The organism is Duganella sp. OV510 (assembly GCF_900100205.1).
Taxonomy (GTDB): domain Bacteria; phylum Pseudomonadota; class Gammaproteobacteria; order Burkholderiales; family Burkholderiaceae_D; genus Rugamonas.
Genome location: NZ_FNEQ01000001.1, coordinates 1,158,304 through 1,183,637 on the forward strand (window position 1 = coordinate 1,158,304; position 25,334 = coordinate 1,183,637).

The 25,334-nt window shown below is 61.6% G+C and carries 24 protein-coding genes and 1 tRNA gene; 12 read left to right on the forward strand and 13 right to left on the reverse strand.

All coding sequences use genetic code 11. From position 1 onward, the window contains the following. From BLS51_RS05360 to BLS51_RS05405, 9 genes are all read left to right on the forward strand, one after another. Window positions 1-1,209: an AGE family epimerase/isomerase gene (locus BLS51_RS05360; RefSeq protein WP_090177065.1), complete on the forward strand. Its 1,209-nt coding sequence runs from the start codon at window positions 1-3 to the stop codon at window positions 1,207-1,209. 1 nt (window position 1,210) lies between these two features. Then, complete coding sequence (locus tag BLS51_RS05365; protein ID WP_090177062.1) at window positions 1,211-2,116, forward strand: carbohydrate kinase family protein; 906 nt, start codon at window positions 1,211-1,213, stop codon at window positions 2,114-2,116. Window positions 2,117-2,257: 141 nt separating this feature from the next. Further along, window positions 2,258-5,329, forward strand: coding sequence for a formate dehydrogenase-N subunit alpha (gene fdnG / locus BLS51_RS05375; protein ID WP_090177058.1), 3,072 nt, complete (start codon window positions 2,258-2,260; stop codon window positions 5,327-5,329). A gap of 18 nt (window positions 5,330-5,347) precedes the next feature. Continuing rightward, entirely contained in the window at window positions 5,348-6,262 is a 915-nt protein-coding gene (fdxH, locus tag BLS51_RS05380; protein WP_090177052.1) for a formate dehydrogenase subunit beta, read from the forward strand. After that, on the forward strand, window positions 6,259-6,921 hold the full coding sequence (locus tag BLS51_RS05385) for a formate dehydrogenase subunit gamma (protein ID WP_090177048.1): 663 nt from the start codon (window positions 6,259-6,261) through the stop codon (window positions 6,919-6,921). The genes fdxH and BLS51_RS05385 overlap by 4 nt, the downstream gene beginning before the upstream one ends. Before the next feature lie 81 nt (window positions 6,922-7,002). After that, on the forward strand, window positions 7,003-8,004 hold the full coding sequence (gene fdhE / locus BLS51_RS05390; protein ID WP_090177043.1) for a formate dehydrogenase accessory protein FdhE: 1,002 nt from the start codon (window positions 7,003-7,005) through the stop codon (window positions 8,002-8,004). Between the two features lie 119 nt (window positions 8,005-8,123). Further along, the gene (gene selA, locus BLS51_RS05395) at window positions 8,124-9,590 is read left to right on the forward strand and encodes an L-seryl-tRNA(Sec) selenium transferase (protein ID WP_090180569.1); all 1,467 of its coding nucleotides are present in this window, start codon (window positions 8,124-8,126) and stop codon (window positions 9,588-9,590) included. Next, entirely contained in the window at window positions 9,587-11,482 is a 1,896-nt protein-coding gene (gene selB / locus BLS51_RS05400; protein WP_090177039.1) for a selenocysteine-specific translation elongation factor, read from the forward strand. Before selA ends, selB begins: the two co-directional genes overlap by 4 nt. An 18-nt stretch (window positions 11,483-11,500) precedes the next feature. Further along, window positions 11,501-11,596: transfer RNA gene (locus BLS51_RS05405), tRNA-Sec, on the forward strand. Here the strand turns inward: BLS51_RS05405 and BLS51_RS05410 are convergent. The 3 genes from BLS51_RS05410 to BLS51_RS05420 all read right to left on the reverse strand — a co-directional run bounded on the left by BLS51_RS05410 (window position 11,581) and on the right by BLS51_RS05420 (window position 12,906). Next, window positions 11,581-11,841, reverse strand: coding sequence for a HigA family addiction module antitoxin (locus BLS51_RS05410; RefSeq protein ID WP_090177035.1), 261 nt, complete (start codon window positions 11,839-11,841; stop codon window positions 11,581-11,583). The two genes, BLS51_RS05405 and BLS51_RS05410, sit on opposite strands and share 16 nt — an antisense overlap. A 9-nt stretch (window positions 11,842-11,850) precedes the next feature. Next, window positions 11,851-12,129, reverse strand: a complete 279-nt coding sequence (locus tag BLS51_RS05415) for a type II toxin-antitoxin system RelE/ParE family toxin (RefSeq protein ID WP_090177032.1) — start codon at window positions 12,127-12,129, stop codon at window positions 11,851-11,853. Between the two features lie 75 nt (window positions 12,130-12,204). Beyond that, on the reverse strand, window positions 12,205-12,906 hold the full coding sequence (locus tag BLS51_RS05420; RefSeq protein WP_090177029.1) for an alpha/beta hydrolase: 702 nt from the start codon (window positions 12,904-12,906) through the stop codon (window positions 12,205-12,207). 222 nt (window positions 12,907-13,128) lie between these two features. Between BLS51_RS05420 and BLS51_RS05425 the strand changes: the two genes are divergently transcribed. Further along, window positions 13,129-14,778 carry a methyl-accepting chemotaxis protein gene (locus tag BLS51_RS05425; protein WP_139168652.1) on the forward strand — a complete coding sequence of 550 codons (1,650 nt, stop codon included), beginning with the start codon at window positions 13,129-13,131 and terminating at the stop codon, window positions 14,776-14,778. A gap of 85 nt (window positions 14,779-14,863) precedes the next feature. Beyond that, the gene (locus tag BLS51_RS05430) at window positions 14,864-16,273 is read left to right on the forward strand and encodes a c-type cytochrome (protein WP_229207376.1); all 1,410 of its coding nucleotides are present in this window, start codon (window positions 14,864-14,866) and stop codon (window positions 16,271-16,273) included. 18 nt (window positions 16,274-16,291) lie between these two features. Here the strand turns inward: BLS51_RS05430 and BLS51_RS05435 are convergent, their stop codons facing one another. The 5 genes from BLS51_RS05435 to rpsO all read right to left on the reverse strand — a co-directional run bounded on the left by BLS51_RS05435 (window position 16,292) and on the right by rpsO (window position 20,352). Then, a complete protein-coding gene (locus BLS51_RS05435; RefSeq protein WP_090177025.1) occupies window positions 16,292-16,744 on the reverse strand; it encodes a DUF29 domain-containing protein in 453 nt (150 codons plus the stop codon). Window positions 16,745-17,024: 280 nt separating this feature from the next. Beyond that, complete coding sequence (locus BLS51_RS05440; RefSeq protein ID WP_090177022.1) at window positions 17,025-17,429, reverse strand: type II toxin-antitoxin system VapC family toxin; 405 nt, start codon at window positions 17,427-17,429, stop codon at window positions 17,025-17,027. After that, window positions 17,426-17,620: a type II toxin-antitoxin system VapB family antitoxin gene (locus BLS51_RS05445; protein WP_090177019.1), complete on the reverse strand. Its 195-nt coding sequence runs from the start codon at window positions 17,618-17,620 to the stop codon at window positions 17,426-17,428. The genes BLS51_RS05440 and BLS51_RS05445 overlap by 4 nt, the downstream gene beginning before the upstream one ends. A 153-nt stretch (window positions 17,621-17,773) precedes the next feature. After that, window positions 17,774-19,903, reverse strand: coding sequence for a polyribonucleotide nucleotidyltransferase (gene pnp, locus BLS51_RS05450; RefSeq protein WP_090177017.1), 2,130 nt, complete (start codon window positions 19,901-19,903; stop codon window positions 17,774-17,776). A 179-nt stretch (window positions 19,904-20,082) separates the two neighbouring features. After that, entirely contained in the window at window positions 20,083-20,352 is a 270-nt protein-coding gene (gene rpsO, locus BLS51_RS05455; RefSeq protein WP_090177014.1) for a 30S ribosomal protein S15, read from the reverse strand. A gap of 284 nt (window positions 20,353-20,636) precedes the next feature. Between rpsO and BLS51_RS05460 the strand changes: the two genes are divergently transcribed. Beyond that, the gene (locus BLS51_RS05460) at window positions 20,637-21,449 is read left to right on the forward strand and encodes a hypothetical protein (RefSeq protein WP_090177010.1); all 813 of its coding nucleotides are present in this window, start codon (window positions 20,637-20,639) and stop codon (window positions 21,447-21,449) included. Here the strand turns inward: BLS51_RS05460 and BLS51_RS05465 are convergent. The 5 genes from BLS51_RS05465 to BLS51_RS05485 form a co-directional block, all read right to left on the reverse strand. Next, window positions 21,446-22,117 (reverse strand): ArsR/SmtB family transcription factor, encoded by a 672-nt coding sequence (locus BLS51_RS05465; protein ID WP_090177005.1) that lies wholly within the window; start codon window positions 22,115-22,117, stop codon window positions 21,446-21,448. The two genes, BLS51_RS05460 and BLS51_RS05465, sit on opposite strands and share 4 nt — an antisense overlap. Continuing rightward, a complete protein-coding gene (locus BLS51_RS05470; protein WP_090177001.1) occupies window positions 22,114-22,479 on the reverse strand; it encodes an antibiotic biosynthesis monooxygenase family protein in 366 nt (121 codons plus the stop codon). Before BLS51_RS05470 ends, BLS51_RS05465 begins: the two co-directional genes overlap by 4 nt. Beyond that, on the reverse strand, window positions 22,476-22,781 hold the full coding sequence (locus tag BLS51_RS05475; RefSeq protein ID WP_090176997.1) for an NIPSNAP family protein: 306 nt from the start codon (window positions 22,779-22,781) through the stop codon (window positions 22,476-22,478). Before BLS51_RS05475 ends, BLS51_RS05470 begins: the two co-directional genes overlap by 4 nt. Before the next feature lie 69 nt (window positions 22,782-22,850). Further along, window positions 22,851-23,774, reverse strand: a complete 924-nt coding sequence (locus BLS51_RS05480) for a sugar kinase (protein ID WP_090176994.1) — start codon at window positions 23,772-23,774, stop codon at window positions 22,851-22,853. Next, window positions 23,771-25,318: a 2-isopropylmalate synthase gene (locus BLS51_RS05485; RefSeq protein ID WP_090176991.1), complete on the reverse strand. Its 1,548-nt coding sequence runs from the start codon at window positions 25,316-25,318 to the stop codon at window positions 23,771-23,773. Before BLS51_RS05485 ends, BLS51_RS05480 begins: the two co-directional genes overlap by 4 nt. Between the last annotated feature and the right edge of the window lie 16 nt (window positions 25,319-25,334).

A 25,334-nucleotide genomic window follows, 5' to 3' on the forward strand; every position in this document is an offset into this window, starting at 1 on the left:
ATGGCCCCTGATTTCCGCTCCCGCAGCACGCTGCTGAACCACATCCGCCACACCAAGCATTTTTACGACGCCCGCTGCGTTGATCCCAGCGGCGGCCTGTATCACTTCTATAAAGACGACGGCACTGTCTACGATGCGCACACGCGCCATCTGGTGAGCAGCACCCGCTTCGTCTTCAACTATGCGATGGCGTGGCGCCAGTTTGGCGACGTGGAAGATCGCCAGCGCCTGCGTCATGCGCTGTCCTTCCTGCGCGACGCGCACCGCGATCCTGCCACCGGCGGCTACGCATGGCAGCTGGACTGGAACAACGGCGAACGCCGCGTCACCGACGGCACCAACCACTGCTACGGCCTGGCCTTCGTGCTGCTGGCCTACAGCCACGCGCTGATGGCTGGTGAAACGCAGGCGGCGCCATGGATCGCCGAAACCTTCGAACTGATGGAAAAGCGCTTCTGGGAAGCGCAGCACGGCCTGTACGCTGACGAGGCCAGCGCCGACTGGTCGCACCTGGACAGCTATCGCGGCCAGAACGCCAATATGCACGCTTGCGAAGCGCTGATCGCCGCCTTTGAAGCGACCGGCGAGCGCGCCTACCTGCTGCGCGCTGAAACGCTGGCGCGCAACATCACCATCCGCCAGGCGGCGTTGGCCGACAACATGGTGTGGGAACACTATCACTCCGACTGGTCGGTGGACACGGAATACAACCGCCACGACAAGACCAACATCTTCCGTCCATGGGGCTACCAGCCCGGCCACCTGACCGAATGGGCCAAGCTGCTGCTATTGCTGGAGCGCCATGCAGCCCACCTGTCGCAAAATCCGAACTGGCTGCTGCCGCGCGCGGCGGAGCTGTTCGACGCGGCGCTGGCGAAAGCCTGGGACCACGAACACGGCGGCATCTACTACGGCTTCGCGCCGGACGGCAGCATCTGCGACGACATCAAATACTTCTGGGTGCAGGCCGAGAGCCTGGCGACCGCCGCCCTGCTGGCGGCGCGTACCGGCGAGCATCGCTACTGGACCTGGTACGACAAGATCTGGGCCTACAGCTGGGAGCATTTCGTCGATCACCAGCATGGCGCCTGGTATCGCATTCTCGCGCCGGACAACAGCAAGCTGACCGACGAGAAAAGCCCGGCCGGCAAGGTGGACTACCACACCATGGGCGCCTGCTACGAAGTGCTCAATGTGGTGAAAGACTGAGATGACGGCATTCCCCTTGTTTATCGCAGCGGGCGAAGCGCTGACCGACATGGTGGTGCAGGACGGCGCGCAGCAGCACTGGTACAGCCTCACCGGCGGCTCGACCTGGAATGTGGCACGCACGATGGCCGCGCTGGATGTGCCGACCGCGTTTGCCGGCGCGATCAGCAAAGATGTCTTCGGCGACGCGCTGTGGCGTGCCAGCGAAGCGGCGCGGCTGGACCTGCGCTTCCTGCAGCGTTACGCGAAATCGCCGCTGCTGGCCATCGTCCACCGCACCGATCCACCGGCCTACTTCTTCATCGGCGACGATGCCGCCGACCTGCATTTCGATGCGGCGCAGCTGCCGCAAGGCTGGCGCGGGCACTGCAAGTGGGTGCACTTCGGCGGCATCAGCCTGGCGCGCGAGCCGCTGGCCGGCAAGCTGTTGGCGCTGGCCGAGCAGCTGAAACATGAGGGTGTGCGCATCAGCTACGATCCCAACTACCGCGTGCTGATGGACGAGCGCTATGACACCACGCTGCGCCGCATGACAGCGCTGGCCGATGTGATCAAGGTCTCCGAAGAAGACCTGGCGGGCCTGTTCCGCACCGACGATATCGCCGGCGCCTTCGACACGCTGCGCAGCTGGAACCCGGCCGCCACCTACCTGTACACCAAAGGCGCGGATGGCGCCTCGCTGCATATCGGCGACCAAAGCTGGTCACAGCCGGCGCCACGCATCGAGGTGGTGGACACGGTAGGCGCCGGCGACGCCAGCATCGCCGCGCTGGCCTGGAGCATGATGCACCGCATCGACGCGACGCCGTTGCAGCACCTGCAATTCTCGGTAGCCGCAGGCGCCGCCGCCTGCCTCGGCCCCGGCGCCTCGCCGCCATCGATTCAGGCAGTTGAAAGCTTGTTATAAGCAAAACAAAAATTATCAATTCACCCATACCAAAAGGCAGTTCTGGCGTATTAGCAACAATTAATACAATTCAGCACTCACGACAGGGTTAATGCAGGTGATAAACTTGGGAGGTCACTAGACAAACAAGAGAGGTATTCCATGAACCAGATGTCGAGACGCCAGTTCCTTCGGGTAACCGGCGCGACCATCGCGGGTTCGAGCATTGCGCTCCTCGGCTTTGCACCGGCTACGGCTTTGGCCGAAGTCCGGCAGTACAAGCTGGCGCGCAGCACCGAAACCCGCAACACTTGCCCATACTGCTCCGTCGGTTGCGGCATTCTGATGTACGGCCTGGGCGACGGCGCCAAAAACGCCAAATCCAGCATCATCCACATTGAAGGCGACGCCGACCACCCGGTCAACCGCGGCACGCTGTGCCCGAAAGGCGCATCGCTGATCGACTTCATCCACTCGCCTAACCGCTTGCTGGCGCCGCAATACCGCGCTCCAGGTGCGAGCGAATGGAGCCCGATGTCGTGGGATGACGCGCTGAACCGCATCGCCAAGCTGATGAAAGAGGACCGTGACGCCAATTTCATCGAAAAAACCGAAGACGGCAAAACCGTCAACCGATGGACCACCACCGGCATGCTGTGTGCATCGGCAGCCAGTAACGAAGTCGGCTACTTAACCCATAAAACGATGCGTGCCACCGGCATGCTCCCATTCGACAACCAAGCACGTGTTTGACACGGTCCAACGGTGGCAGGTCTTGCCTCGACATTTGGACGTGGTGCGATGACGAATCACTGGGTAGACATCAAGAATGCTGATGTTATCCTGGTCATGGGCGGCAACGCAGCAGAAGCACACCCTTGCGGGTTTAAATGGGTCACGGAAGCGAAAGCGCATCGCGGCGCCAAGCTGATCGTGGTCGATCCACGCTTTACCCGAACGGCCTCGGTGGCGGACCATTACGTCCCTACCCGTACCGGCGCGGATATCGTGTTCCTGGGCGGCATCATCAACTACCTGCTCACCAACGACAAAATTCAACACGAGTACGTCCGCAATTACACGGACATGCCTTTCATCGTGCGCGAAGATTTCGCCTTCAACGACGGCCTGTATTCGGGCTGGGACGACGAAAAGAACAAGTACACCGACAAGAGCAGCTGGAACTACGAGATGGGCGACGATGGCTATGCCAAGATCGATCCAACGCTCCAGCACCCGCGCTGCGTGTACCAGCTGATGAAGAAGCACTACGCGCGCTACACGCCAGAGATGGTGGAAAGAGCCTGCGGCGTGCCGCCGGAGAAATTCCATCTGGTGGCGGAAGCATTGGCATCGACCGCTGTGCCGGGCCGTGCCGCAACCATCCTGTACGCACTGGGCTGGACCCAGCACTCGACCGGCGCGGAAACCCTGCGTACCGGCGCCATGATCCAGCTGCTGCTGGGGAATATGGGTATCGCCGGCGGCGGCATGAACGCGCTGCGCGGCCACTCCAACATCCAGGGTCTGACCGACCTGGGCCTGCTGACCAATATGCTGCCGGGCTATCTGAGCCTGCCAGGCGAGGCCGAGCAGGATTGGGATGCCTATGTCGCCAAGCGCGCGCTGAAACCGCTGCGCCCTAATCAGCTGAGCTACTACAGCAACTCGAAGAAGTTCCTGGTCTCCTTCATGAAGGCCTGGTGGGGCGATCACGCCACCGAGGAAAACAACTACGCCTTCGACTACCTGCCGAAGCTGGATAAACCTTACGACATGATGCAGGCTTTCGAGCTGATGACTCAGGGTAAGATGACCGGCTACATCTGCCAGGGCTTCAACATCCTGGCCTCCGGCCCGGACAAGCAGAAGATCACTGACGGCCTGTCCAAGCTGAAATGGCTGGTCATCATGGACCCGCTGCAAACCGAAACGTCGGAGTTCTGGAAACCGCACGGCGACTTCCACAAGGTCGATCCGGCAGCGATCCAGACCGAGGTATTCAGCCTGCCGACTTCCTGCTTCGCTGAAGAGCGTGGCTCGCTGGTCTCGTCGTCGCGCGTGCTGCAATGGCACTGGCAAGGCGCCGAGCCGCCAGGCCAGGCGCGCAGCGACCTGGAAATCATGTCGGCCCTGTTCCTGCGCCTGAAAGCGGCGTACAAGAAAGACGGCGGCAAGTTCCCTGATCCGATCCTGAACCTGACCTGGAACTACGCGCAGCCGCACTCGCCGCAGCCGGAAGAGATCGCGATGGAATTCAACGGTAAAGCGCTGAAGGAAATCACCGATCCGAAAGATCCGACCAAGGTTATCCTGAAGAAGAACGAGCAGCTGGCAGGCTTCGCGCAACTGAAGGATGACGGCAGCACCGCTTGCGGTTGCTGGATCTTTGCCGGTTCGTGGACCGCGCAAGGCAATCAGATGGGCCGCCGCGACAACAGCGACCCGACCGGTATCGGCAATACGCTGAACTGGGCCTGGGCCTGGCCGGCCAACCGCCGCGTGCTGTACAACCGTGCTTCGTGCGACCCGCAAGGCAAGCCATGGGATGCGACGCGCAAGCTGATCGCGTGGAACGGCACCAACTGGGGCGGCGCCGACGTGCCGGACTACAAAGCGGACGAACCGCCGGAAAACGGCATGGGTCCATTCATCATGTTGCAGGAAGGCGTGGCACGCTTCTTTGCGCGTGATGCGATGGCCGAAGGTCCGTTCCCCGAGCACTACGAGCCGTTCGAATCGCCGATCGGCCACAACCCGCTGCATCCGAATAATCCGAAAGCCTTTAACAACCCGGCCGGCCGCATGTTCGCGAACGACCGCAAGAAACTGGGCAAGAAGGATGAATTCCCGCACGCGGCTACCAGCTACCGCCTGACGGAACACTTCCACTACTGGACCAAGCATGCGCGTCTGAATTCGATTATTCAGCCGGAGCAGTTCGTCGAAATCGGCGAAGCGCTGGCCAAGGAAGTCGGCGTCGTGCATGGCGATCGGGTGAAGGTATCGTCCAAGCGCGGCTACATCATTGCGAAAGCAGTGGTGACCAAGCGTATCAAGCAGTTGACCATCGACGGCAAACCGATGCATCACGTCGGCCTGCCGATCAACTTTGGCTTCAAGGGGCTCACCAAACCGGGCTACCTGGTTAACACGCTGACGCCTACTGTAGGCGACGGCAATTCACAGACACCGGAATCGAAATCGTTCCTGGTGAAAGTGGAAAAAGCTTAACGCCGGAGGAGATAAAACATGGCATTACAATCACTTGATATCAAGCGCATGTCGGCAACGACAATCCAGACACCGGTGGCGCGCACACCGGTGACCGGCACTGTCGCCAAGCTGATCGACGTCTCCAAATGCATCGGCTGCAAGGCTTGCCAGACCGCCTGCATGGAATGGAACGATCTGCGTGACGAAGTGGGTGAAACCACCGGCGTCTACGACAACCCGATCGACATGACGGCGCAATCCTGGACCGTCATGCGCTTCTCGGAATACGAGAACACCAAGGGTGACCTTGAATGGCTGATCCGCAAGGACGGCTGCATGCACTGCGAAGATCCAGGCTGTCTGAAAGCCTGTCCTTCGCCGGGCGCGATCGTCCAGTACACCAACGGCATTGTGGATTTCCATCAGGAGAACTGCATCGGCTGCGGCTACTGCGTGGCTGGCTGCCCGTTCGATGTGCCGCGTATTTCCAAGCAGGATAACCGCGCCTACAAGTGCACGCTGTGCTCGGACCGCGTAGCTGTCGGCCAGGAACCTGCGTGCGTGAAGACCTGCCCTACCGGCGCCATCGTATTCGGCACCAAGGAGGACATGCATCAACACGCCGAGGAGCGCATCGAGGATCTGAAGTCGCGCGGTTACCAGAACGCCGGCCTGTACGATCCAGCCGGTGTCGGCGGCACGCACGTCATGTACGTGCTGCACCACGCCGACCAGCCAACGCTGTACCACGGATTGAAGAAAGATCCGAGCATCAGCGCCACGGTCGGTTTGTGGAAAGGCCTGACCAAGCCGCTGGCACTGGCCGGCATGGCGGTGACGGCGCTGGCGGGCTGGTTCCACTACTCGCGCGTGGGTCCTAACGAAGTGTCGAAGGAAGAAGAAGCCGAGGCAGTCGCCGAGGCCCAACGTATCAGGGAGGAAGCAAAATGAGCTCACCCAACCATGATAAAGACGGCAATCCGCTGATCCAGCGTTATACGGCCAACGACCGTAGCAATCACTGGATCACGGCGATCTGCTTCATACTGCTGGCTGTCTCCGGCCTCGCCATGTTCCATCCGGCGATGTCGTGGATGGCGGTGTTCCTTGGCGGCGGCCAGTGGACGCGCATCCTGCATCCGTTCATCGGACTGGTGATGTTCGTCTCGTTCTTCGTGCTGGTGGTGCGCTTCTGGCACCACAACAAGTTCGAACCGGGCGACAAGGAATGGCTGCAGCAACCACAGGACGTGTTCAACAACCGTGAAGAGAATCTGCCACCGGTCGGCCAGTACAACGCCGGCCAGAAGATTCTGTTCTACGTATTGATCCTGTCCATGGCTGGCCTGCTGTTGTCGGGCATCGTGATCTGGCGCGCGTACTTTGCATTCTACTTCCCGATCGAGATCGTGCGTCTCGGCGCGCTGCTGCACGCCTTCTGCGCGACGGTGCTGATCATGTCGATCATCGTGCACATTTACGCGGCGTTCTGGGTCAAGGGTTCGATCGGCGCCATGGTGCGCGGCACGGTCACCTACGGTTGGGCACGCAAGCACCATCCGCGCTGGTTTGATGAAGTGATCCGCAAAGGCCGTACAAAGCTTGACTAAGCCTGCGGCGATCCCGATTTGGGATTAAAATACTCCCTGAGCTGGCAGCGATTCTGCTGCCAGCAATACGGGAGATTTTTTTTGGTACAACGCTTGCTAGAACCTGGCGAAATCGAGGCACTCGATCACACCGCCATACCGCGCCTGCTGCTCCCGGAAGCACGCAGTCTGTTCACCGCGCGCGCAACGCGCCTTCGCCAGTTGGCAGATAATCAAATCAAGGGTATTCCGGTCGGCGAGACCATGAGCGGCTACCTGAAGATGATGGCTGCGCTGGTTGACGCACAAGCCGCCGTGATCCGCTCACTGCCGCCTGAAACTTTCGCCTTGCCAGACGCTGCCGGCATCGAACTGGCGATCGATCACCACATGCCGCCGCTGCCTGTCAGCGGCCAGCGCCCCGCTACGTGGCGCCGCGTGTTCGGCGCCATCCTGAATGAACTGGACCCGCTGGCAGCAAGCCAGCCACAGTTGGCTGCCGTGCTGGAAGAACTGCGCTCGCTCGACAGCGCGCAACTGGAAGGCTGCGCCGATGCGGTGCTGGCCGAACTGACCGAAGGCGTGCATCCACTGCACGCACCGTTTGTGGCTGCAGCCTTGCAAGTCATGTGGACCATGCGCGCCAGCCAGCTGGACGCGCCGCGCGTGCAGCCGCTGGTGACCAACACCCTGTGTCCTGTGTGCGGCGCGCATCCAGTGGCCAGCGTGATCCGCATCGGTGGACAATCGCAGGGCTATCGCTATCTGCACTGCGCATGCTGCGCCAGTGAATGGCATATGGTGCGCGTGAAGTGCTCGTGCTGCGAAAGCACCTCCCAGATCGCTTACCAGAGCATCGAACCGGAAGACGGCACGCCGGAGCCAACCGAGCCAGTCAACAAGGCCAACGATCCAAGCAAGGTAGCACGCGCAGAGACCTGCGAGGACTGCCATACCTACCGCAAGATCTTCAACCAAGAGCACGACCTGTTCGTCGAGCCACTGGCCGACGACCTGGCCAGCCTGACGCTGGACCTGCTGGTCGGCGAAGCCGGCTACTCGCGCGCCAGCGGCAATCCTCTGCTGTGGTTTAACGCCGAATGAGCAAGCCGCCAGCAATTGGCAGCAAGCCGGCGTCTCCCGCGACGCCCGCCACTGCGGCGGACGCACGCACCGTAGCTGCGGCTGCGGCCGGCGCGACGACAAGCAGCGCACCGACCGCAATGGCCGCATCGGCATCGCCGCACGGTGACGCGGATAAGGCACCGGGCGCGATCCGTCTGCCGGCTGTGCATCTGATTCTGTCCGACGCCGGCTGCGAACCGCTGATTGCGCAGCATGGCCGCGTGCAGACGCTGGAAGCCGCACGCGCGCTGCTGGCTGAACTGCGCGCCATGCTGCTGGCCTCCCGTGAAGGCGGCGACGTGGCAGCCGCCACACCCGCCACCGACACCAGCATCCCATCGCTACTGGCCATGCTGGCCGCCCGCCTGCAAGAACAAAACGCTTCACCATTACGTCCGGTCTTCAACCTGACCGGCACCGTCCTGCACACCAACCTTGGCCGCGCCCTGCTCCCGGACGCCGCCGTGCAAGCGGTAGTCGACGCCATGCGCTGGCCGATGAACCTCGAATGGGACATCGACACCGGCAAGCGCGGCGACCGCGACAACCTGATCGAAGAGCTGCTGCTGGAACTGACCGGCGCCGAAGCCGCCACCATCGTCAACAACAACGCCGCCGCCGTGCTGCTGATGCTGAACACCGTGGCGCTGAACCAGGAAGTCATCGTCTCGCGCGGCGAACTGGTGGAAATTGGCGGCGCCTTCCGCATCCCCGACGTGATGACCCGCGCCGGCGCCGTGCTGCGCGAAGTGGGCGCCACCAACCGCACCCACCTGAAAGACTACGACGAAGCAGCCGGCCCAGACACCGCGCTGATGATGAAGGTCCACACCAGCAACTACGCCATCACCGGCTTCACCAAGAGCATCGAGCTGGATGAGTTGGCGCCGCTGGCGAAAAAGCACAACATCCCGCTGGCGGTGGACCTGGGCAGCGGTACGCTGGTCGACCTCGAACAATACGGTCTGCCGCATGAAACCACCGTGCGCGAAACCATCGAAGGCGGCGCCGACCTGGTCACCTTCAGCGGCGACAAGCTGCTGGGCGGCCCGCAATGCGGCATTATCGTCGGCCGCAAAGACCTGATCGCGCAAATCAAAAAGAATCCGTTGAAGCGCGCGCTGCGCGTCGGCAAACTAACGCTGGCCGCGCTGGAGCCAGTGCTCGCGCTGTACCGCGCACCCGACCTGCTGCCAGAACGCCTGACCACCCTCAAACTGCTGACACGCCCCGCCGCTGACATGCGCGCGCAAGCGCAAACCATTCTGCCACTGCTGCAAACCGCACTGGGCGCAGGCTATGAAGTCAGCGAAGATGCCATGACCAGCCAGATCGGCAGCGGCGCGCTGCCGGTCGACCAACTGCCAAGCCACGGCCTGGTGGTGCGCCCCGCTGCCGCAGGCCGCGTCAGCAACGCGCTAGGCGTGCTGGAACAACGTCTGCGCGCGCTGCCGCTGCCGGTCATCGGCCGCGTGGCGCAAGACGCGCTGTGGCTCGACCTGCGCTGTCTGCAAGACCATCAGCAGCAGCGCTTCATCGAACAACTGTCGCTGCTCCAGGCATGATCGTCGGCACCGCAGGCCACATCGACCACGGCAAGACCACGCTGACGCGCGCCCTCACCGGCGTCGACACCGATCGCCTGAAGGAAGAGAAAGCGCGCGGCATCTCGATTGAGCTCGGCTACGCCTACACGCCGCTGGGCGACGACGTGCTGGGCGTGATCGACGTGCCGGGCCACGAAAAATTCATCCGCACCATGGCCGCCGGCGTCACCGGCATCGACGTCGCGCTGCTGGTGATCGCCGCTGACGACGGCATCATGCCGCAAACGCTGGAACACCTGTCCATCCTGCGCCTGCTGGGCGTCAGGCGCGGCGTGGTGGCGATGACCAAGATCGATCGCGCCGATGCTGCGCGCATGGAACAACTGGAGCAGGAAATTCACACCCTGCTGTCGCCCACCGATTTCGCCGGCGCACCGATATTCCGCACCAACGCCACGGTCGAAGGCGACGTCGGCGTCACTGCGCTGCTACAGCACCTGGCGCAAATAGCCACCACGCTACCGGCCAACGATGAACGGCGTTTATTCCGCCTCGGCGTCGACCGTGTGTTCACGCTGTCTGGTCAAGGCACCATCGTCACCGGCACCGCACTGGCGGGCAGCGTGCGCATTGGCGATACGCTGCAACTGGCGCCCGGCGGCCAGCAAGTACGCGTGCGCAGCATCCACGCGCAAAACCGCGCCGCCGAAGTGGGCCGCGCAGGCCAGCGCCTGGCGCTGAATCTGAGCGGCGCATCCAAAGACGATATCGCACGCGGCAGCTGGGTTGTCGCGCCGGCGCTGGGCGAATGCTCGGAGCGCGTCGACGTGCAACTGACGCTGACGCCGGATTGCGGCCTGACGCTGAAGCCCTGGTCACCCGTCCACGTACACCTCGGTGCCGCCCACCACACCGCCAACGTCGTGATGCTCGACGATGAAGTACTGACGCCCGGCCACACCGGACGCGTGCAACTGGTGCTGGACGCGCCAGTGCATGCGGTGCCGGGCGACCGCTTCGTCATCCGCAATGCGCAAGCCACCGCCACCATCGGCGGCGGTGTCGTACTCGATCCTTTCGGGCCGGCGCGCAAGCGGCGCAGCCCGGCACGCCTGGCGTGGCTGGACGCACTGTCCGCATACATCGGCAACGGCGACATCGCGGCATTGCTGGCACGCGGGCCACTGGGCTTGCGTGCATCGACGCTGGTGCGCCTGTCGCAACTGCCGGCGGAGCAGATCAAGGCACCAGCCGGCACGGTGGAAGTCGCGCTGCAAGGCGGCGACACGCTGCTGATCGCGTCCGCCGAGGTGCAGGCGCTGCAAGCACGCATCCTGGAGGCGCTGGGCGAATTCCACGCGCGCGCGCCGGACGACGCCGGGCCGGAATTGTGGCGATTGAAGCGCATCGTCTCACCAGACATGGAAGACCGCTTGTGGAGCCGCCTGATTGACACGCTGCTGAAAGATGGCGCCATCCGGCAGCGTGGCCGCAGCCTGCACCTGCCCGAACACAGCGTCGAACTGAGCGCCGAGGAACAGGCACTGGCGGCGCCGCTACTCGCATCGCTGCTGGCGGGCGGCTTCGATCCGCCATGGGTACGCGACCTGATGCGCATGCATCAGATGCCGGAGGCCGAAGTGCGTCGCCTGCTGCTCAAGCTGTCCAAAACAGGCGAATTGAATCAGGTGGTGAAAGACTTGTTCTATCACCCGCAGCAGCTGAATGAACTGGCGCGACTGGTGACCACACTGCCCGAAGTACAGGCGTCATCGTTCCGCGACGCGACCGGCCTCGGACGCAAGCGGGCGATACAGATCCTGGAGTTCTTCGACCGTGTCGGCTATACTCGCCGCATTGGCAATATCCACCTGATACGCCCGAACGCCGCATGGGCGTACAGCGCGTAGCAAACAACGGAAAACAACGGAAGGCATACTCATCCGGTGATGGGGCCGGGCTTCAAACCCGGTGGGGGGCGTCAGCCGCTCCCTCGTAAGTTCGACTCCTACTGCCTTCCGCCATTCAGCAAACGCCGTTCATACTCGGCCTGTAGACTCATCCAGAAATCACTGCTCGTCTTAAAATAGCTGGCAAGCGCAAGAGAGACACTGGCCGTGACGGGTCCCTGCTCAGCAATTAACGCTGCAACCTCTTCGTGCGGAGCCTCCAATACATCAAACAGCACGCTCTCAGGCAAGCCCAAGGGCACTAAAAAATCGTCACGTAATATCTCGCCTGGATGGATTTCCTGAAGAACGGTTTTCATGCCGACCTCCTAATGATAATCAATTATTTCAACGTCATAAGCATCTATGCCACTCCATCGAAAGCAGATTCGCCATTGATGGTTAATCCGGATGCTATGCTGCCCCGCTCGACGGCCAATTAAGCTTTCGAGGTGGTTTCCCGGCAATATGCGCAACTCATTTAAGCTATGAACCGCATGCAGCAACAATAATTTCCGTCTAGCTGGCCGCTCGATATTTCGGAAGCGTGGCACAGGCACACTTAAAAAAAGACGTTCTGTATCCCTACTGGCGAAGGACCGTATCATGATCAAAGTATCCTATCTGCAGGCGCTTTCAAACGCGTCCTACGATAAGGCAACTCTGAGATACGTATTTTGATCTTACTTAACCATGTTGACAATCATATCGATGGTTGCATCGAAGTCCGCCGGTGTTTCTGCCAGCAGTGACCACAGGCGATTGTGTTCAGCGCCTTGCACGATGTGCAGCTGGCGCGATTGCGCGCGGGTGGCGGCGCCGAACAGCCGGTCGGAAATTTCCAGCGGGATGACAGCGTCGTGCTCGGCGTGGATCACCAGCAGGCGTCCTTCGAAGCGCGACAGGATGTCCCAGGCGTCGCTATCGTCCCAGCTGCGCTCCTTGCGTATCACCGCCGAGAAATCCGGTCCGAACGGCACCTCATAAGCCGATGGTGTGTAGACACCAGGAACAATCAGCACCAGCGCATCCACCTTGTGCTGCTCAGTCAGCCGGATGGCGTTGTAGGCGCCCATGCTGGAGCCGAACACCACCAGCGGCTTGCTCAGCGCGCTGGCCGCCAGCACCGCCTGCGCTTGCCGGGTGCGACTGGCGACAGAAGATTGTGCCAGCGCGCCGCCCGTCTCGCCATGACCGATGGCGTCGAAACAGACGCTGCCCAGCCCGCGCTGCTGCAAGGCTGAACGTAGCAAATGGTGGCCGTGGCGGGTACTGTTTCCAGCCCCATGCAGGTACAGGATGCGATTGCTGGCGGTGCCGGTGTAGTGGTCGGCCTTGAGCATGTGGCCGTCGAACGGCACGTCGAAATCGGTGATGGAAGTCATGCTTGCAGAGACTACCTAAGCAACGTCACTTTGTAAATAAAAGTAAATTCGGATTGCGTCATCTCACCCGCAAAACCCCTCATCTTCGCCGATATCAGCCCCACACAATAGGTATTTCCCCGAAGCACAAACTTTTTGAATCAGTGTTAGAATTGCTCAATCACAATACATATTGCTATTGAGACAATAATGATCCACCACATTTGACTATCGAGGAAACACATGAATTTCGCCAAAATGAGAGTGGGTAACCGCCTGGCCATAGGTTTTGGCGCGTGCTTGGTACTGCTGCTGGTTATTGCTGTCGGCAGCTCGCTCACCCTGCGCAGCATCACCGAAGACACCGACCACCTGCTGGAACAGCAACTGCAAACCGAACGGCTGGTCACCGAGTGGCAAGCCAGCATCCAGAGCAATGTGCAGCGCGCCCAGGCATCCGCCCGCCTGAGCAATCCGGAAGACCGTCGCTATTTTGACGACGGCCTGGCACGCGCCATCCAGCGCAACGCCGAAGTGCAGAAACTGCTGAACGACCGCCTGGTCGACCCGCGCGCCAAGGAACTGTACGCCAAGGCCCTGGCCGACCGCGATGTCTACCAGGCCGCGCGCAAAAGTGTGCTGGAAGCGCGCGATAGCGGCAACGCCGAGCTGACCGCACAGCGCATCCGCGAACTGTTCGTGCCTGCCTGCGAACGCTACCTGGCCAGCATCGGCGCAGTTGCCGAGCGCCAGCGCGCCGCCATCGACAAAACCGGCAAAGCCGTGCACGACCGCAGCATCCAGGGCATCACGCTGTCCGTCGTGCTGGCGGTGGTGTCGCTAGGCGTCGCCATTCTGCTGGGCTGGCTGATTACCCGCTCAGTGCTCAAGCAGTTGGGCGGCGAACCAAGCTATGCCGCCGGCATCACCGACCGCATTGCGGCCGGCGACCTGACGGTGCGCGTGGAGCTGGCGGCCAATGACAAGTCCAGCCTGCTGTACAGCATTGCCGCCATGCGCGACCGCCTGGCCTCCATCGTCGGCGAAGTGCGCACCACCACCGAGGCGGTGGCCATCGCATCGGACGAAATCGCCAGCGGCAATATGGACCTGTCGTCGCGTACCGAGCAGCAAGCCAGCTCGCTGGAGGAAACCGCCTCGTCAATGGAAGAGCTGACCTCGACCGTCAAACAGAACACCGACTACGCCCGCCAGGCCAACAAGCTGGCGGCCACCGCCTCCGACGTGGCGGTACGCGGCGGCGGCGTGGTGGCGGAAGTGGTGACCACCATGGAATCGATCAGCAGCTCGTCCAAGCGCGTGGTCGACATCATCGGCGTGATCGATGGCATCGCCTTCCAGACCAATATCCTGGCGCTGAACGCGGCTGTCGAAGCGGCGCGCGCCGGCGAACAGGGTCGCGGCTTTGCCGTGGTCGCATCGGAAGTACGCAACCTGGCGCAACGCTCGGCCAGCGCCGCGAAGGACATCAAGGAACTGATCAGCGATTCGGTGGAAAAAATCGAAAGCGGCGCCGCCCTGGTCGACCAGGCTGGCAACACCATGACCGAAATCGTCAGCAGCGTACGCAGCGTCAGCGAGATCATGGAACAGATCGCCAGCGCCAGCCAGGAGCAGGAAGCTGGCATCGAGCAGATCAACCAGGCCATCGGCGAGATGGACGGCGTGACGCAGCAGAATGCCGCGCTGGTGGAACAGGCAGCCGCAGCGGCGGAATCGCTGCAAGGCCAATCCACCCACCTGGCGCAACTGGTCAGCGTGTTCAAGCTGGATGGTGCAGGCGCATCGACCGGCGTGGTGCGCACCGCCGCGCGCGCCTCCCAGCCACGCATCGCTGCGCTGCCGCAACTGCGCAACAGTCTGGCAAGCTGAGTTGTATCGAGGCGGCAAACACGCCGCCTCACTCCCCTGCGCTGACTGTACAATGGCGCCACCATTTATCAGGGGAAAACTTCCAATGTACAAGACCGCTCTGCAAGCCGCCGCCATCGGCATGGCGTTCGTTTCCTTCTCCGCGTCTGCCGCGCTGTCGGCCGCTTCCACGCAAGCCGCCGACAAACTGTACCAGGCCAACTGCGCCGCCTGCCATGGCGCCAAGATGGAGGGCGCGGTCGGCCCCACGCTGGGCCAGCATGCCTGGCTGCACGGCGAGCCGACCAAGGCCAACCTGATCAAGATCATCAGCAAGGGCGTTCCGGACAAGAACATGCCAGCCTGGTCGCCAGCCTTGAGCCCATCGCAGATTGCGCTGCTGGCTGATTACATCGGCGCCAACGCCAACAAGAAGCTGGCTCCGGCACCAGTTGCGGCGCCCGTGGTCAAGCCCGCCTCGGATCTGCTGAGCGGCTTCACGCTGCCCAAAGGCTTCCGCATCAGCGTGTACGCGGAAGGCGCGACCACGGCACGCAGCATGGTGGTGTCGGACAGCGGCATCGTCTACGTCGGTTCGCGCAAAGCCGGCAAGGTGTACGCGCTGGTGCCGCGTGCGGACAAGCAGACGGCGGACGTGGTCACCATCGCCGAGGGCCTGGAAAACCCGATCGGCGTCACACTGCTGAACGGCGCGCTGTATGTCGGCGAAATCAGCCGCGTAATCCGCTTCGACAACATCGACAAGCGTTACGCGCAAAAGCCATCGTATGAAGTGGTCAAAGTCAGCCTGCCGAATGACAAATGGCACGGCGAGAAAGTCATCAAGGCCAGCCCGGACGGCAAGCTGGTCATTCCGGTCGGAGCACCCTGCAATATCTGCGACACCGACGATACCAAGAGCGCCAAGATCTACCGCATGAACGCGGACGGCAGCCAGCTGGAAGAAATCGCCCGTGGCGTGCGCAACACCGTCGGCTTCGCCTTCCACCCGACGACTAAACAGCTGTGGTTCACCGACAATGGCCGCGACGAGATGGGGGACAACACGCCATCGTGCGAGCTGAACGTGCTGACCAAGTTCGGCCAGCACTTCGGCTTCCCGTATTGCCACGGTGGCGTGGTGCCAGATCCGAAGTTCGGCGCGGGCCGTACCTGCGAAGAGTTTGTCGAGCCGGTCGCCAAGCTGGGGCCGCACGTGGCACCGCTGGGCCTGAGCTTCTACACCGGCAAGCAGTTCCCTGAAGCGTATCGCAACAACATCTTCGTCGCCGAGCACGGCTCGTGGAACCGCTCGACCAAGATCGGCTACAACGTCCGCCTGATCACGCTGTACGGCAACAAGATGGTCAGCGACACCAGCTTCATCGATGGCTTCCTGCGCGGTGAAGAAGTGGTCGGCCGACCGGTCGACGTGATCATGCTGGCCGACGGCTCGCTGCTGATCTCCGACGACTACGCCGGCCGCATCTTCCGCGTCACCTACGACGGCAAGTAATCCAGCGCCAGCACCTGCTCAAGGCGCTATTTTCGGGCCTTGAGCAGGCAAATAGTCTGCTTTCAAAACAACTTCAAACGGCCATTCGCGATCTTTAGGCAAATCAACCAGGTTTGTTTCGCGTCCGGCGATATCGACCGCGTCACGCCAAACTTCCTCATCGCACTCGGCGTCTTCTAGCAGCTTACGCAAGCTTGGCATTTTCTTGAATAGCTTTGCGATGGCGTCGCGCTGTGTACGCATGGTATTAAGGCAGCTTTTACCTCTGCGATCTGGCTGATATTTCCACTGGAGCATATGCGCCAGGAGAATTGCCATCCGGTGTGCCAACTGATGGCGATGGCTAACGTTCATATCCTCAATTTCTTCGGCGATATGCTCGATATCCAGCTGCGCCCATTGATGTGAACGTAGCAGTGCTACCTGCTTCTCTGCCCAGGCCGCAACGTCTTCGTAGTAGAGACTATCCATGATGTCCTCCCCTGCACGTTGGACAGGATGGAGAACGCAAAGTTCAGCGCTTCAGCACGGCCAGCATCTCAAAGCCCGCAGACCGTGCCCTGGACGAGAGCTAATCCACATCAGCCCGCTTAATAGCAATCGAGAAGCAAACTTACAACGGCAAAAGCGACGATCGAAATGACGAAAAATTACACGCTCACAAACGGTATCCCGAGCGTGATGCCGCCGCTGAAAACACAATTATCAATAGAAAATGCAAATCTAACATGCCATATATTGCCGGCGCAGATTAGGCAAGAAAGGGCATTGCCGAGCGCAGGCCAAGGTAATCGACGAAAGGATCGAAATCCTTGTCACTGTAAAGCAAGGCATAGCTATCGTTAATACAGCGGGTGGCGATTAATGTATCGATGGTTTTGCGTATGGTGACGCCGAATAACCGCAAGGCGCGAAAATTGTGGGCCGCCTGTATGGCTACGGCTCGACCGCCGAGATCGATCACGGTCAGCGAAGTTAGCAATCTCTGCGCTTGGTGGAAGTCACGATCCAGACGAAAGCCTTGCAGCACCTCAACCAAAATCAAGTCACCGATGGCCAAAGGCTCGTGGCCCAATATGGCATCGAGCGCATCGGTTTGCGGGGTCGAATTGCCTCTGAAAAAATCGATCCAGACGCTGGAGTCTACCAAGATCATTTGTCAGACCGCATGGCGTCCAGGTTGCCCTCCCAAGGCAGCTTGCCTCGGATTTCACGTATCTTCTCTTGCTGCTTGAGGCGAACCACCGTGCGCAGGCCGAGTTCCACGGCTGCGCTTTCTGATGTCAATCCCGTCAACAGCAGCGTCTCTTGCATCAGCTTTTCATCGATAAAAATAGTGGTTTGCATGATGACTCCCCGGTGACGGTATGTCAGCTCATGCTAGACCTGTCAAGCCGGCGGCACAACGAAATTTCATCCACCGCTAGACGCAAATCAAAGAACAATAAAAAAACCGCCGGGGCTTGCGCACCCGGCGGTTTTCACATCAGACTGAACTGATTACTGTGCGTTGGCTGCTGCTGCGGCTGCTTCTTCCGCTGCGGCTTTCATCGACAGTTTCAGGCGGCCGCGGTCGTCGGTTTCCAGAACCTTGACGCGTACTGCCTGGCCTTCTTTCAGGTAGTCGGCAACGGCGTTCACACGCTCGTTGGCGATCTGCGAGATGTGCAGCAGGCCGTCTTTGCCTGGCATCACCTGAACGATGGCGCCGAAGTCCAGCAGCTTCAGCACGACGCCGTCGTAGGACTTGCCTACTTCAACCGATGCGGTCAGCTCTTCGATGCGGCGCTTGGCTTCCTGGCCGGCAGCAGCGTCAACCGAAGCGATGGTGACTACGCCTTCGTCGCTGATGTCGATCTGGGTGCCGGTCTCTTCGGTCAGCGCGCGGATGACGGCGCCGCCTTTGCCGATCACGTCACGGATTTTTTCCGGATTGATCTTGATGGTGATCAGGCGTGGTGCGAAGTCCGACAGTTCGGTCTTCACGGTTGGCACGGCCTTTTGCATTTCGCCCAGGATGTGCTCGCGGCCTTCTTTGGCTTGCGCCAGCGCCACTTGCATGATTTCCTTGGTGATGCCCTGGATCTTGATATCCATCTGCAGCGCGGTGATACCGTTGCGGGTGCCGGCTACTTTGAAGTCCATGTCGCCCAGGTGATCTTCGTCACCCAGAATGTCGGACAGCACGGCGAAACGGCCGCCTTCCTTGATCAGGCCCATGGCGATACCGGCCACGTGCTCTTTCATCGGCACGCCAGCATCCATCAGCGCCAGGCAGCCGCCGCAGACCGAAGCCATCGACGACGAACCATTCGATTCGGTGATTTCCGACACCAGGCGCACCGAGTAGCTGAACTCTTCCTGCGACGGCAGCGCGGCGATCAGCGCGCGCTTGGCCAGACGGCCGTGACCGATTTCACGACGCTTCGGCGTACCGACGCGGCCGGTTTCGCCGGTGGCGAACGGTGGCATGTTGTAGTGCAGCATGAACGGATCGGTGAACTCGCCCATCAGCGCGTCGATCTTCTGCGAATCACGGGCGGTGCCCAGCGTGGCAACCACCAGCGCCTGGGTTTCACCACGGGTGAACAGTGCCGAACCGTGGGTGCGTGGCAGCACCGAGGTACGGATCGAGATTGGACGCACGGTGCGGGTGTCGCGGCCGTCAATACGTGGCTCGCCTTCGAGGATCTGCGAACGGACGATCTTCGATTCCATGTCGAACAGGATGTTGCCAACGTCAACCGAATCAGGTGCAGCGGCGCCGGCAGCGGCAGCTTCAGCAGCCAGATCAGCGACGACTTCAGCCGATGCTGCGCGCAGCTTGTCGGTACGGGCTTGCTTGTCGCGGGTCTGGTAGGCGTCGCGGATCTTCGCTTCGGCGAAGTGGGCCACACGGCCGATCAGCGCTTCGTTCTTGGCTGGCGCGGTCCAGACTTGTTCAGGCTTGCCGCCGTCGCGTACCAGCTCGTGGATCGCGTCGATCACGGCTTTCATCTGGGTGTGGCCAAAGACCACGGCGCCCAGCATGATTTCTTCCGACAGCTGCTGCGCTTCCGATTCCACCATCAGCACGGCGGTTTCGGTACCGGCAACCACCAGATCCATCTGCGAGGTCTTCAGTTGTTCAACGGTAGGATTCAGGATGTACTGGCCATTGGCGTAACCCACACGGGCGGCGCCGATCGGACCATTGAATGGCACGCCCGACACGCTCAGCGCGGCCGAAGCGCCAATCATCGCGGCGATGTCTGGATCGATTTCCGGGTTGACCGACAGAACGTGAATGACCACTTGCACTTCATTCAGGTAGCCTTCCGGGAACAGCGGACGGATAGGACGGTCGATCAGGCGGGAGGTCAGCGTTTCTTTTTCCGAAGGACGACCTTCGCGCTTGAAGAAACCGCCAGGGATTTTACCCGCAGCATAGGTTTTTTCCAGATAGTCGACGGTCAACGGGAAGAAGTCCTGGCCTGGTTTCGCGTCTTTACGCGCTACCACGGTGGCCAGAATGACGGTGTCTTCAATCGACACCATCACCGCGCCGGATGCCTGGCGAGCAATTTCGCCAGTTTCCAGCGTGACGGTGTGCTGACCGTACTGGAAGGTTTTCGTAACTTTATTAAACATGGGTAATCCCTTTCTATTTGCCGACAGATTTTCAGGGGCTGTCGTTCACCTCACCACAGGCAGTTGTCAGACCACCTTTACTACATTCTACTTGGCAATTTTTCAATACCCAGAAAGACAAAATGCCCGCGACAGCAAACTGACGCAGGCATTTTGACTTAAGCCAGACGGCGCAAGAATTACTTACGCAGACCCAGTTTAGCGATCAGATCGCGGTAACGGGTTGCATCTTTGCTCTTCAGGTAGGACAGCAGGGATTTACGACGGTTAACCATCATGATCAAACCACGACGCGAGTGGTGATCTTTGCTGTGGGCTTTGAAGTGGCCGTTCAGTTCGTTGATGCGTGCGGTCAGCAGTGCAACTTGCACTTCTGGGGAGCCGGTGTCTTTTTGGCCACGGGCGTTGTCAGCGATGATCGCTGCTTTGTTGATGTTTTCTACGGTCATGATATTTACCTTTAACATGCGGTGCGCGGAGTCGTAACCCTGCCCACCGTGAAGTTGCAATGAAGCCTGGCCGGAAAGACCAGACCCGGAAGTATAGCGGAAAATACAGGCTGTGTATGCTCTTTTTGGGGGAGCTGCCACCAAACGGCTAATATTGATTGCCTTTTGCCCGGTTGGCTATAGAGTAGGATGATTCCCACGCGCACTCTGGGCGTGCGCCGACGTGTTTGGCTGGTCATGGTTGCTATTATTTTCCCATCAACATTGCAACCTATGGAGAAACCATGTCTTTACGCACGCCCCCTGCCCGCCACGCCATTTACGCCGCCACGCTGTTGGCCCTGAGCGCCGCCAGCGCCATCGCCTGGGCAGAACCTTCGCCGGCACTCGACCGCGCCAGTCTGTCGGTCGGCGCCTTCTACACCGAGCCGAAGATCGACTATCAGGGCGATACCAACTATGGCCGCATCGATACCGGCAGCTACGAGCTGGACCACGTTACGCTGCCGCGCGTCAAGGCATCGCTGCTGATCGGCGATTCGCAGGGCCTGGACTTCGATTACTACCGCTACGACAAAAACTACAACCCGTCGCTGAGTGGCTCCACCAACGTCAACGGCCTGCCGCTGAGCGGCACCGGCCAGCTGAACGCCAAGCTGAAACTGGACCTGGCCAATCTGGCTTATAAGTGGTGGATCGGCAGCGGCAACAGCGTATTTGGCGTCGGCGTCGGCGCCGCCTACTACTCGGCCAGCATCAAGGGCACCGCCAGCGGCGTGCTGAACGGCGTGGCCGGCAATGCCGACTACCATGAAAAAGAGCACGCTTACGCGCCGCTGCTGGAACTGGGCTGGCGTCAGCAGGTATCGGATAACGTGCGCCTGTACGCGGACGCTTCCGGGATCAAGAAAAACGGCGGCAACATCGAAGGCCATATCTATGGCGGCGCGCTGGGCGTGGAATGGTATCCGACCAAGGCAGTTGGCGTGGTGGCGGAATACACGGCACACAAAATCAGCCTGAACCGCAACCGCGACAATAGCGACCTCAACGTGCGCCTGCACGGCCCGGCCGCCTACGTCAAAGTTCGCTTCTAAACAAACAGCTCCGCCAGGGCTTTGCGGCCGCTGGCGGAGACTTCCAGTGCGCGCGTGTCGGCGCTGCGGCGCAGCCAGCCGCGTTCGATGAAGTTGTCCAGCAGCGCGACTGCCAGCGGCCCGGCGAAATGGTCGCGGCGTTCGGACCAGTCGACGCAGCCATACAGTTGACGCGGACTCTCTTGCAGCACGATGCCGAGATCGCGCACGCGTGCCACGCCTTCCGCTGTCAGCGCATATTCCTGCGCGTCGCCCTCCACCCAGCCCTGATCGATGAAGCAGCGGCACAGGTCTACGCCCATCACGCCGGCCAGGTGGCCGTAGCAGCTGCGCGCATGGCGCAGGCCGTGCATCGACGGCGCCTTCCAGCGCGTGGATTCCGGTAGTGCGCCGTCAGCCACGCGCAGCAGCGCTTCCAGTGCATGCGCCACATTGCCGTCTGCAAGCATGTAGTAGCGGTGGCGGCCCTGCGCGCGAACGCGGGCCAGGCCTTCATCCACCAGCAGCTTCAGATGCTGCGACGCGGTCGGTGCCGCCACGCCGGCGTGTTGCGCCAGTTCGGTGGCGGTGTAGAAGCGGCCATCCAGAAGGCGCGACAACATCAGTGCCCGCGTCGGATCGCCGATGGCCGCCGCCACGCGGGCAAAGCGCGGTTGCGCCAGCGTCATGGAGAGGCGCGCCCGGAGCGCGGGGTCATGGGCGGCTGGTCGGCCGGCGCCTGAGCGCGGTCATGTATGCCGTAGTCGCGGATCACCGACGCCACGCGCAGGCGGTAGTCGTCGAACACGCCGTCGCGCCCCGCCCGCTGTGCGACGCGGTGTTGCTCCTGCTGGCGCCATGCCTGCACCGCCGCCTCATCACGCCAGAAGGATAGCGACAACATCTTGCCTGGCGTGGTGATGCTGGTGAAGCGTTCGACCGAGATAAAGCCATCCACGCAGGCCAGCAACGGCGCCAACTGTGCCGCGCGCGCCAGATACCCGGCGCGGCCATCGGCGCTTGGCGTCACTTCAAAAATCACAGCGATCATGTCACGGCCTCGGTAAAGGTACGTTCTTCGCGCAAGATGAAGCGTTCGCGCTGGGCGTAGGCGAAATTTGCGGTCGCCTCGGCATCGGCACGCAAACGGGCGCGATAGGATTCATAGTCCGCCAGCGTATCGAAGCCGACCAGGCCCCAGGCTTCGTAGTTGCTGCCTTCCAGCGGCAGGAAGTAGCCCAGCAGGCGGCCGCCCAGTCGGGGGATGATGCGGTGCCAGTTCTCGGCATACTGGCGGAATGCCTCGCGCTGGAAGGGATCGATCTCGTAACGGATAAAGCAAGTGACAGCCATGTAAACCTCCTGTTGAAAACATCAGGATAGCTATCGGGTAGCGCAAATGCTTCGGCGTGGAACGAAGTATCAGCCCAGCGCCGCGCGCACCTGCTCCGCAGTCGGAATCGGCGCCACCGCGCCATGGCCCAGCGTCGACAGGCCGGCGGCCGCATTGGCGTAGCGTACCGCATCGGCCAGCGCGTCACCTGCCGCCAGGCGCGCCAGCAGCGAGCCGTCGAAACAATCTCCGGCGCCGGTGGCGTCCACCGCCTGCACGGCGCGCGATGCGGCCAGTTGCGGTTCGGCGCCTGGCGCCGCATACCATGCGCCGGACGGGCCGGCTTTCAGCACCACCGTATGCGCGCCATGCGCACGTGCCCAGGCAAAGATCGCCGGCACATCGTCGGTGCCTGCCAGCGCCACCGCTTCGTCAAGACTCGGCAGGAACAGGTCGGTCATCGCGATCGTCGCCGCAATGGTGGCGCGGGCGCGCGCCAATGGCCACAGGGACAGGCGAAGGTTGGGATCGAAACTAACCTTGCCGCCCGCCCCGCGCGCCGTCTCGATGGCGGCAAACACCGTATCGCAAGCGCTGGCGGAAATCGCTTGCGAGATGCCGGATACGTGCAGCCAGCGCGTGCGCGCCGCCGCGCTCAGGTCCATCGTCTGCGGCTGCATGCGGCTGGCCGCCGAACCAGCACGCAGATAGCTGAAGGTATGTCCTTCCGGGCCGTGATTCACGAAGTACAAGCCGGTCGGCGCTTGCGGGTCGCGCGCTACCACACTCACGTCCACGCCTTCCGCACGCCACAGGTCCAGCAACATGCGGCCAAAATGGTCTTCGCCGACACGGCTCAGGTAGGCCACGCGCGCGCCCTGGCGGCTGGCGGCAATCACGGCGTTGGACGTATCACCGCCAAAGCCCTGGCGATACAAAGGCTCGCTGGATTCGGCCTGGTTGAACTCCACCATCGCCTCGCCCAACGCTACAACATCAAAATACTCACTCATGGTTGCGGATTCACTCGCTCAATGTTGGAATGCAGTTTGTTCAGCGCCGACAGATACGCCTTTGCCGACGCCACGATAATATCCGGGTCCGCGCCAACGCCATTGACGATGCGGCCCTCCTTCGACAAACGCATTGTCACCTCGCCTTGCGACTGCGTGCCGGTGCTGATCGCGTTCACCGAGAACAGCACCAGCTCTGCGCCGCTGCCCACCTCGCCCTCGATGGCGTTGACGGTGGCATCCACCGGGCCGTCGCCACGGCCTTCGCTGACATGCACCTCGCCGTCGATGCTGAAAGCCACTTTGGCGGTCGGCGTCTCGCCGCTGGCGGAACGCTGCTCCAGCGAGATAAAGCGATACAACTCGCTTTCCTGCGATTGCTGCTCGTCCGACACCAGCGCCAGAATGTCCTCGTCAAAAATATCGGCCTTGCGGTCGGCCAGCTCCTTGAAGCGCGCGAAGGCGGCATTCACCTCGGCCTCGGATTCCAGGCCGATGCCCAGCTCCTGCAAACGCTGCTTGAAGGCGTTGCGGCCGGACAGCTTGCCCAGTACGATCTTGGTCGCGGCCCAGCCGACATCCTCGGCACGCATGATTTCATAGGTCTCGCGCGACTTCAGCATGCCATCCTGGTGGATGCCCGAGGCGTGGGCAAACGCATTCGCACCGACCACCGCCTTGTTCGGCTGCACCGCGAAGCCGGTAATCTGCGACACCATCTTGGATGCCGCCACGATCTGTGTGGTGTCGATGCCGCATTCGAGGTTGTAGTAGCCGCCGCGCGTGCGCAGCGCCATCACCACTTCTTCCAGCGCGGTATTGCCGGCGCGCTCGCCGAGGCCGTTGATGGTGCACTCGATCTGCCGCGCGCCGCCGATCATCACGCCCGCCAGCGAGTTGGCCACCGCCATCCCCAGATCGTTATGGCAGTGTACCGACCACACGGCCTTGTCGGAATTCGGAATGCGCTCGCGCAGGCGGCGAATGGCTTCGCCGAACAGCTCCGGCACGGCGTAGCCGACCGTGTCGGGAAAATTGATGGTGGTCGCGCCCTCCTCGATCACACCTTCCAGTACGCGGCACAGGAAGTCCTCGTCCGAGCGGCTGCCATCTTCCGGGCTGAATTCGATATCGTCGGTATGCTGGCGGGCAAAGCGCACCGCATTGCGCGCCTGTGTCAACACCTGCTCCGGCAGCATGCGCAGCTTGGCCTCCATGTGCAGCTTGGAGGTGGCGATGAACGTGTGGATGCGTTTGCGCTCGGCCGGCGCCAGCGCTTCGGCGGCGCGGGCGATGTCGCGGTCATTGGCGCGCGACAGCGAGCAGATGGTCGATTCGCGCACGGCGGTGGCAATCGCCTTGATGGATTCGAAGTCACCCGGCGACGCTGCCGCGAAGCCGGCTTCGATAACGTCCACGCGCAAGCGCTCCAGCTGCCTGGCGATGCGGACCTTTTCATCCTTGGTCATCGACGCGCCCGGCGATTGCTCGCCGTCGCGCAGGGTGGTGTCGAAGATGATGAGGCGGTTGGATGCGTTGCTCATGATAGCTCCGTGGCTG

What these genes read in the sequence shown, in the direction of transcription:
- BLS51_RS05360 (WP_090177065.1), top strand. Translation starts at nt 1, where the DNA reads ATGGCCCCTGATTTCCGCTCCCGCAGCACGCTGCTGAACCACATCCGC.
- BLS51_RS05365 (WP_090177062.1), top strand. Translation starts at nt 1,211, where the DNA reads ATGACGGCATTCCCCTTGTTTATCGCAGCGGGCGAAGCGCTGACCGAC.
- fdxH (WP_090177052.1), top strand. Translation starts at nt 5,348, where the DNA reads ATGGCATTACAATCACTTGATATCAAGCGCATGTCGGCAACGACAATC.
- BLS51_RS05385 (WP_090177048.1), top strand. Translation starts at nt 6,259, where the DNA reads ATGAGCTCACCCAACCATGATAAAGACGGCAATCCGCTGATCCAGCGT.
- selA (WP_090180569.1), top strand. Translation starts at nt 8,124, where the DNA reads ATGGCCGCATCGGCATCGCCGCACGGTGACGCGGATAAGGCACCGGGC.
- selB (WP_090177039.1), top strand. Translation starts at nt 9,587, where the DNA reads ATGATCGTCGGCACCGCAGGCCACATCGACCACGGCAAGACCACGCTG.
- BLS51_RS05410 (WP_090177035.1), bottom strand. Translation starts at nt 11,841, where the DNA reads ATGAAAACCGTTCTTCAGGAAATCCATCCAGGCGAGATATTACGTGAC.
- BLS51_RS05415 (WP_090177032.1), bottom strand. Translation starts at nt 12,129, where the DNA reads ATGATACGGTCCTTCGCCAGTAGGGATACAGAACGTCTTTTTTTAAGT.
- BLS51_RS05420 (WP_090177029.1), bottom strand. Translation starts at nt 12,906, where the DNA reads ATGACTTCCATCACCGATTTCGACGTGCCGTTCGACGGCCACATGCTC.
- BLS51_RS05425 (WP_139168652.1), top strand. Translation starts at nt 13,129, where the DNA reads ATGAATTTCGCCAAAATGAGAGTGGGTAACCGCCTGGCCATAGGTTTT.
- BLS51_RS05430 (WP_229207376.1), top strand. Translation starts at nt 14,864, where the DNA reads ATGTACAAGACCGCTCTGCAAGCCGCCGCCATCGGCATGGCGTTCGTT.
- BLS51_RS05435 (WP_090177025.1), bottom strand. Translation starts at nt 16,744, where the DNA reads ATGGATAGTCTCTACTACGAAGACGTTGCGGCCTGGGCAGAGAAGCAG.
- BLS51_RS05440 (WP_090177022.1), bottom strand. Translation starts at nt 17,429, where the DNA reads ATGATCTTGGTAGACTCCAGCGTCTGGATCGATTTTTTCAGAGGCAAT.
- BLS51_RS05445 (WP_090177019.1), bottom strand. Translation starts at nt 17,620, where the DNA reads ATGCAAACCACTATTTTTATCGATGAAAAGCTGATGCAAGAGACGCTG.
- pnp (WP_090177017.1), bottom strand. Translation starts at nt 19,903, where the DNA reads ATGTTTAATAAAGTTACGAAAACCTTCCAGTACGGTCAGCACACCGTC.
- rpsO (WP_090177014.1), bottom strand. Translation starts at nt 20,352, where the DNA reads ATGACCGTAGAAAACATCAACAAAGCAGCGATCATCGCTGACAACGCC.
- BLS51_RS05460 (WP_090177010.1), top strand. Translation starts at nt 20,637, where the DNA reads ATGTCTTTACGCACGCCCCCTGCCCGCCACGCCATTTACGCCGCCACG.
- BLS51_RS05465 (WP_090177005.1), bottom strand. Translation starts at nt 22,117, where the DNA reads ATGACGCTGGCGCAACCGCGCTTTGCCCGCGTGGCGGCGGCCATCGGC.
- BLS51_RS05470 (WP_090177001.1), bottom strand. Translation starts at nt 22,479, where the DNA reads ATGATCGCTGTGATTTTTGAAGTGACGCCAAGCGCCGATGGCCGCGCC.
- BLS51_RS05475 (WP_090176997.1), bottom strand. Translation starts at nt 22,781, where the DNA reads ATGGCTGTCACTTGCTTTATCCGTTACGAGATCGATCCCTTCCAGCGC.
- BLS51_RS05480 (WP_090176994.1), bottom strand. Translation starts at nt 23,774, where the DNA reads ATGAGTGAGTATTTTGATGTTGTAGCGTTGGGCGAGGCGATGGTGGAG.
- BLS51_RS05485 (WP_090176991.1), bottom strand. Translation starts at nt 25,318, where the DNA reads ATGAGCAACGCATCCAACCGCCTCATCATCTTCGACACCACCCTGCGC.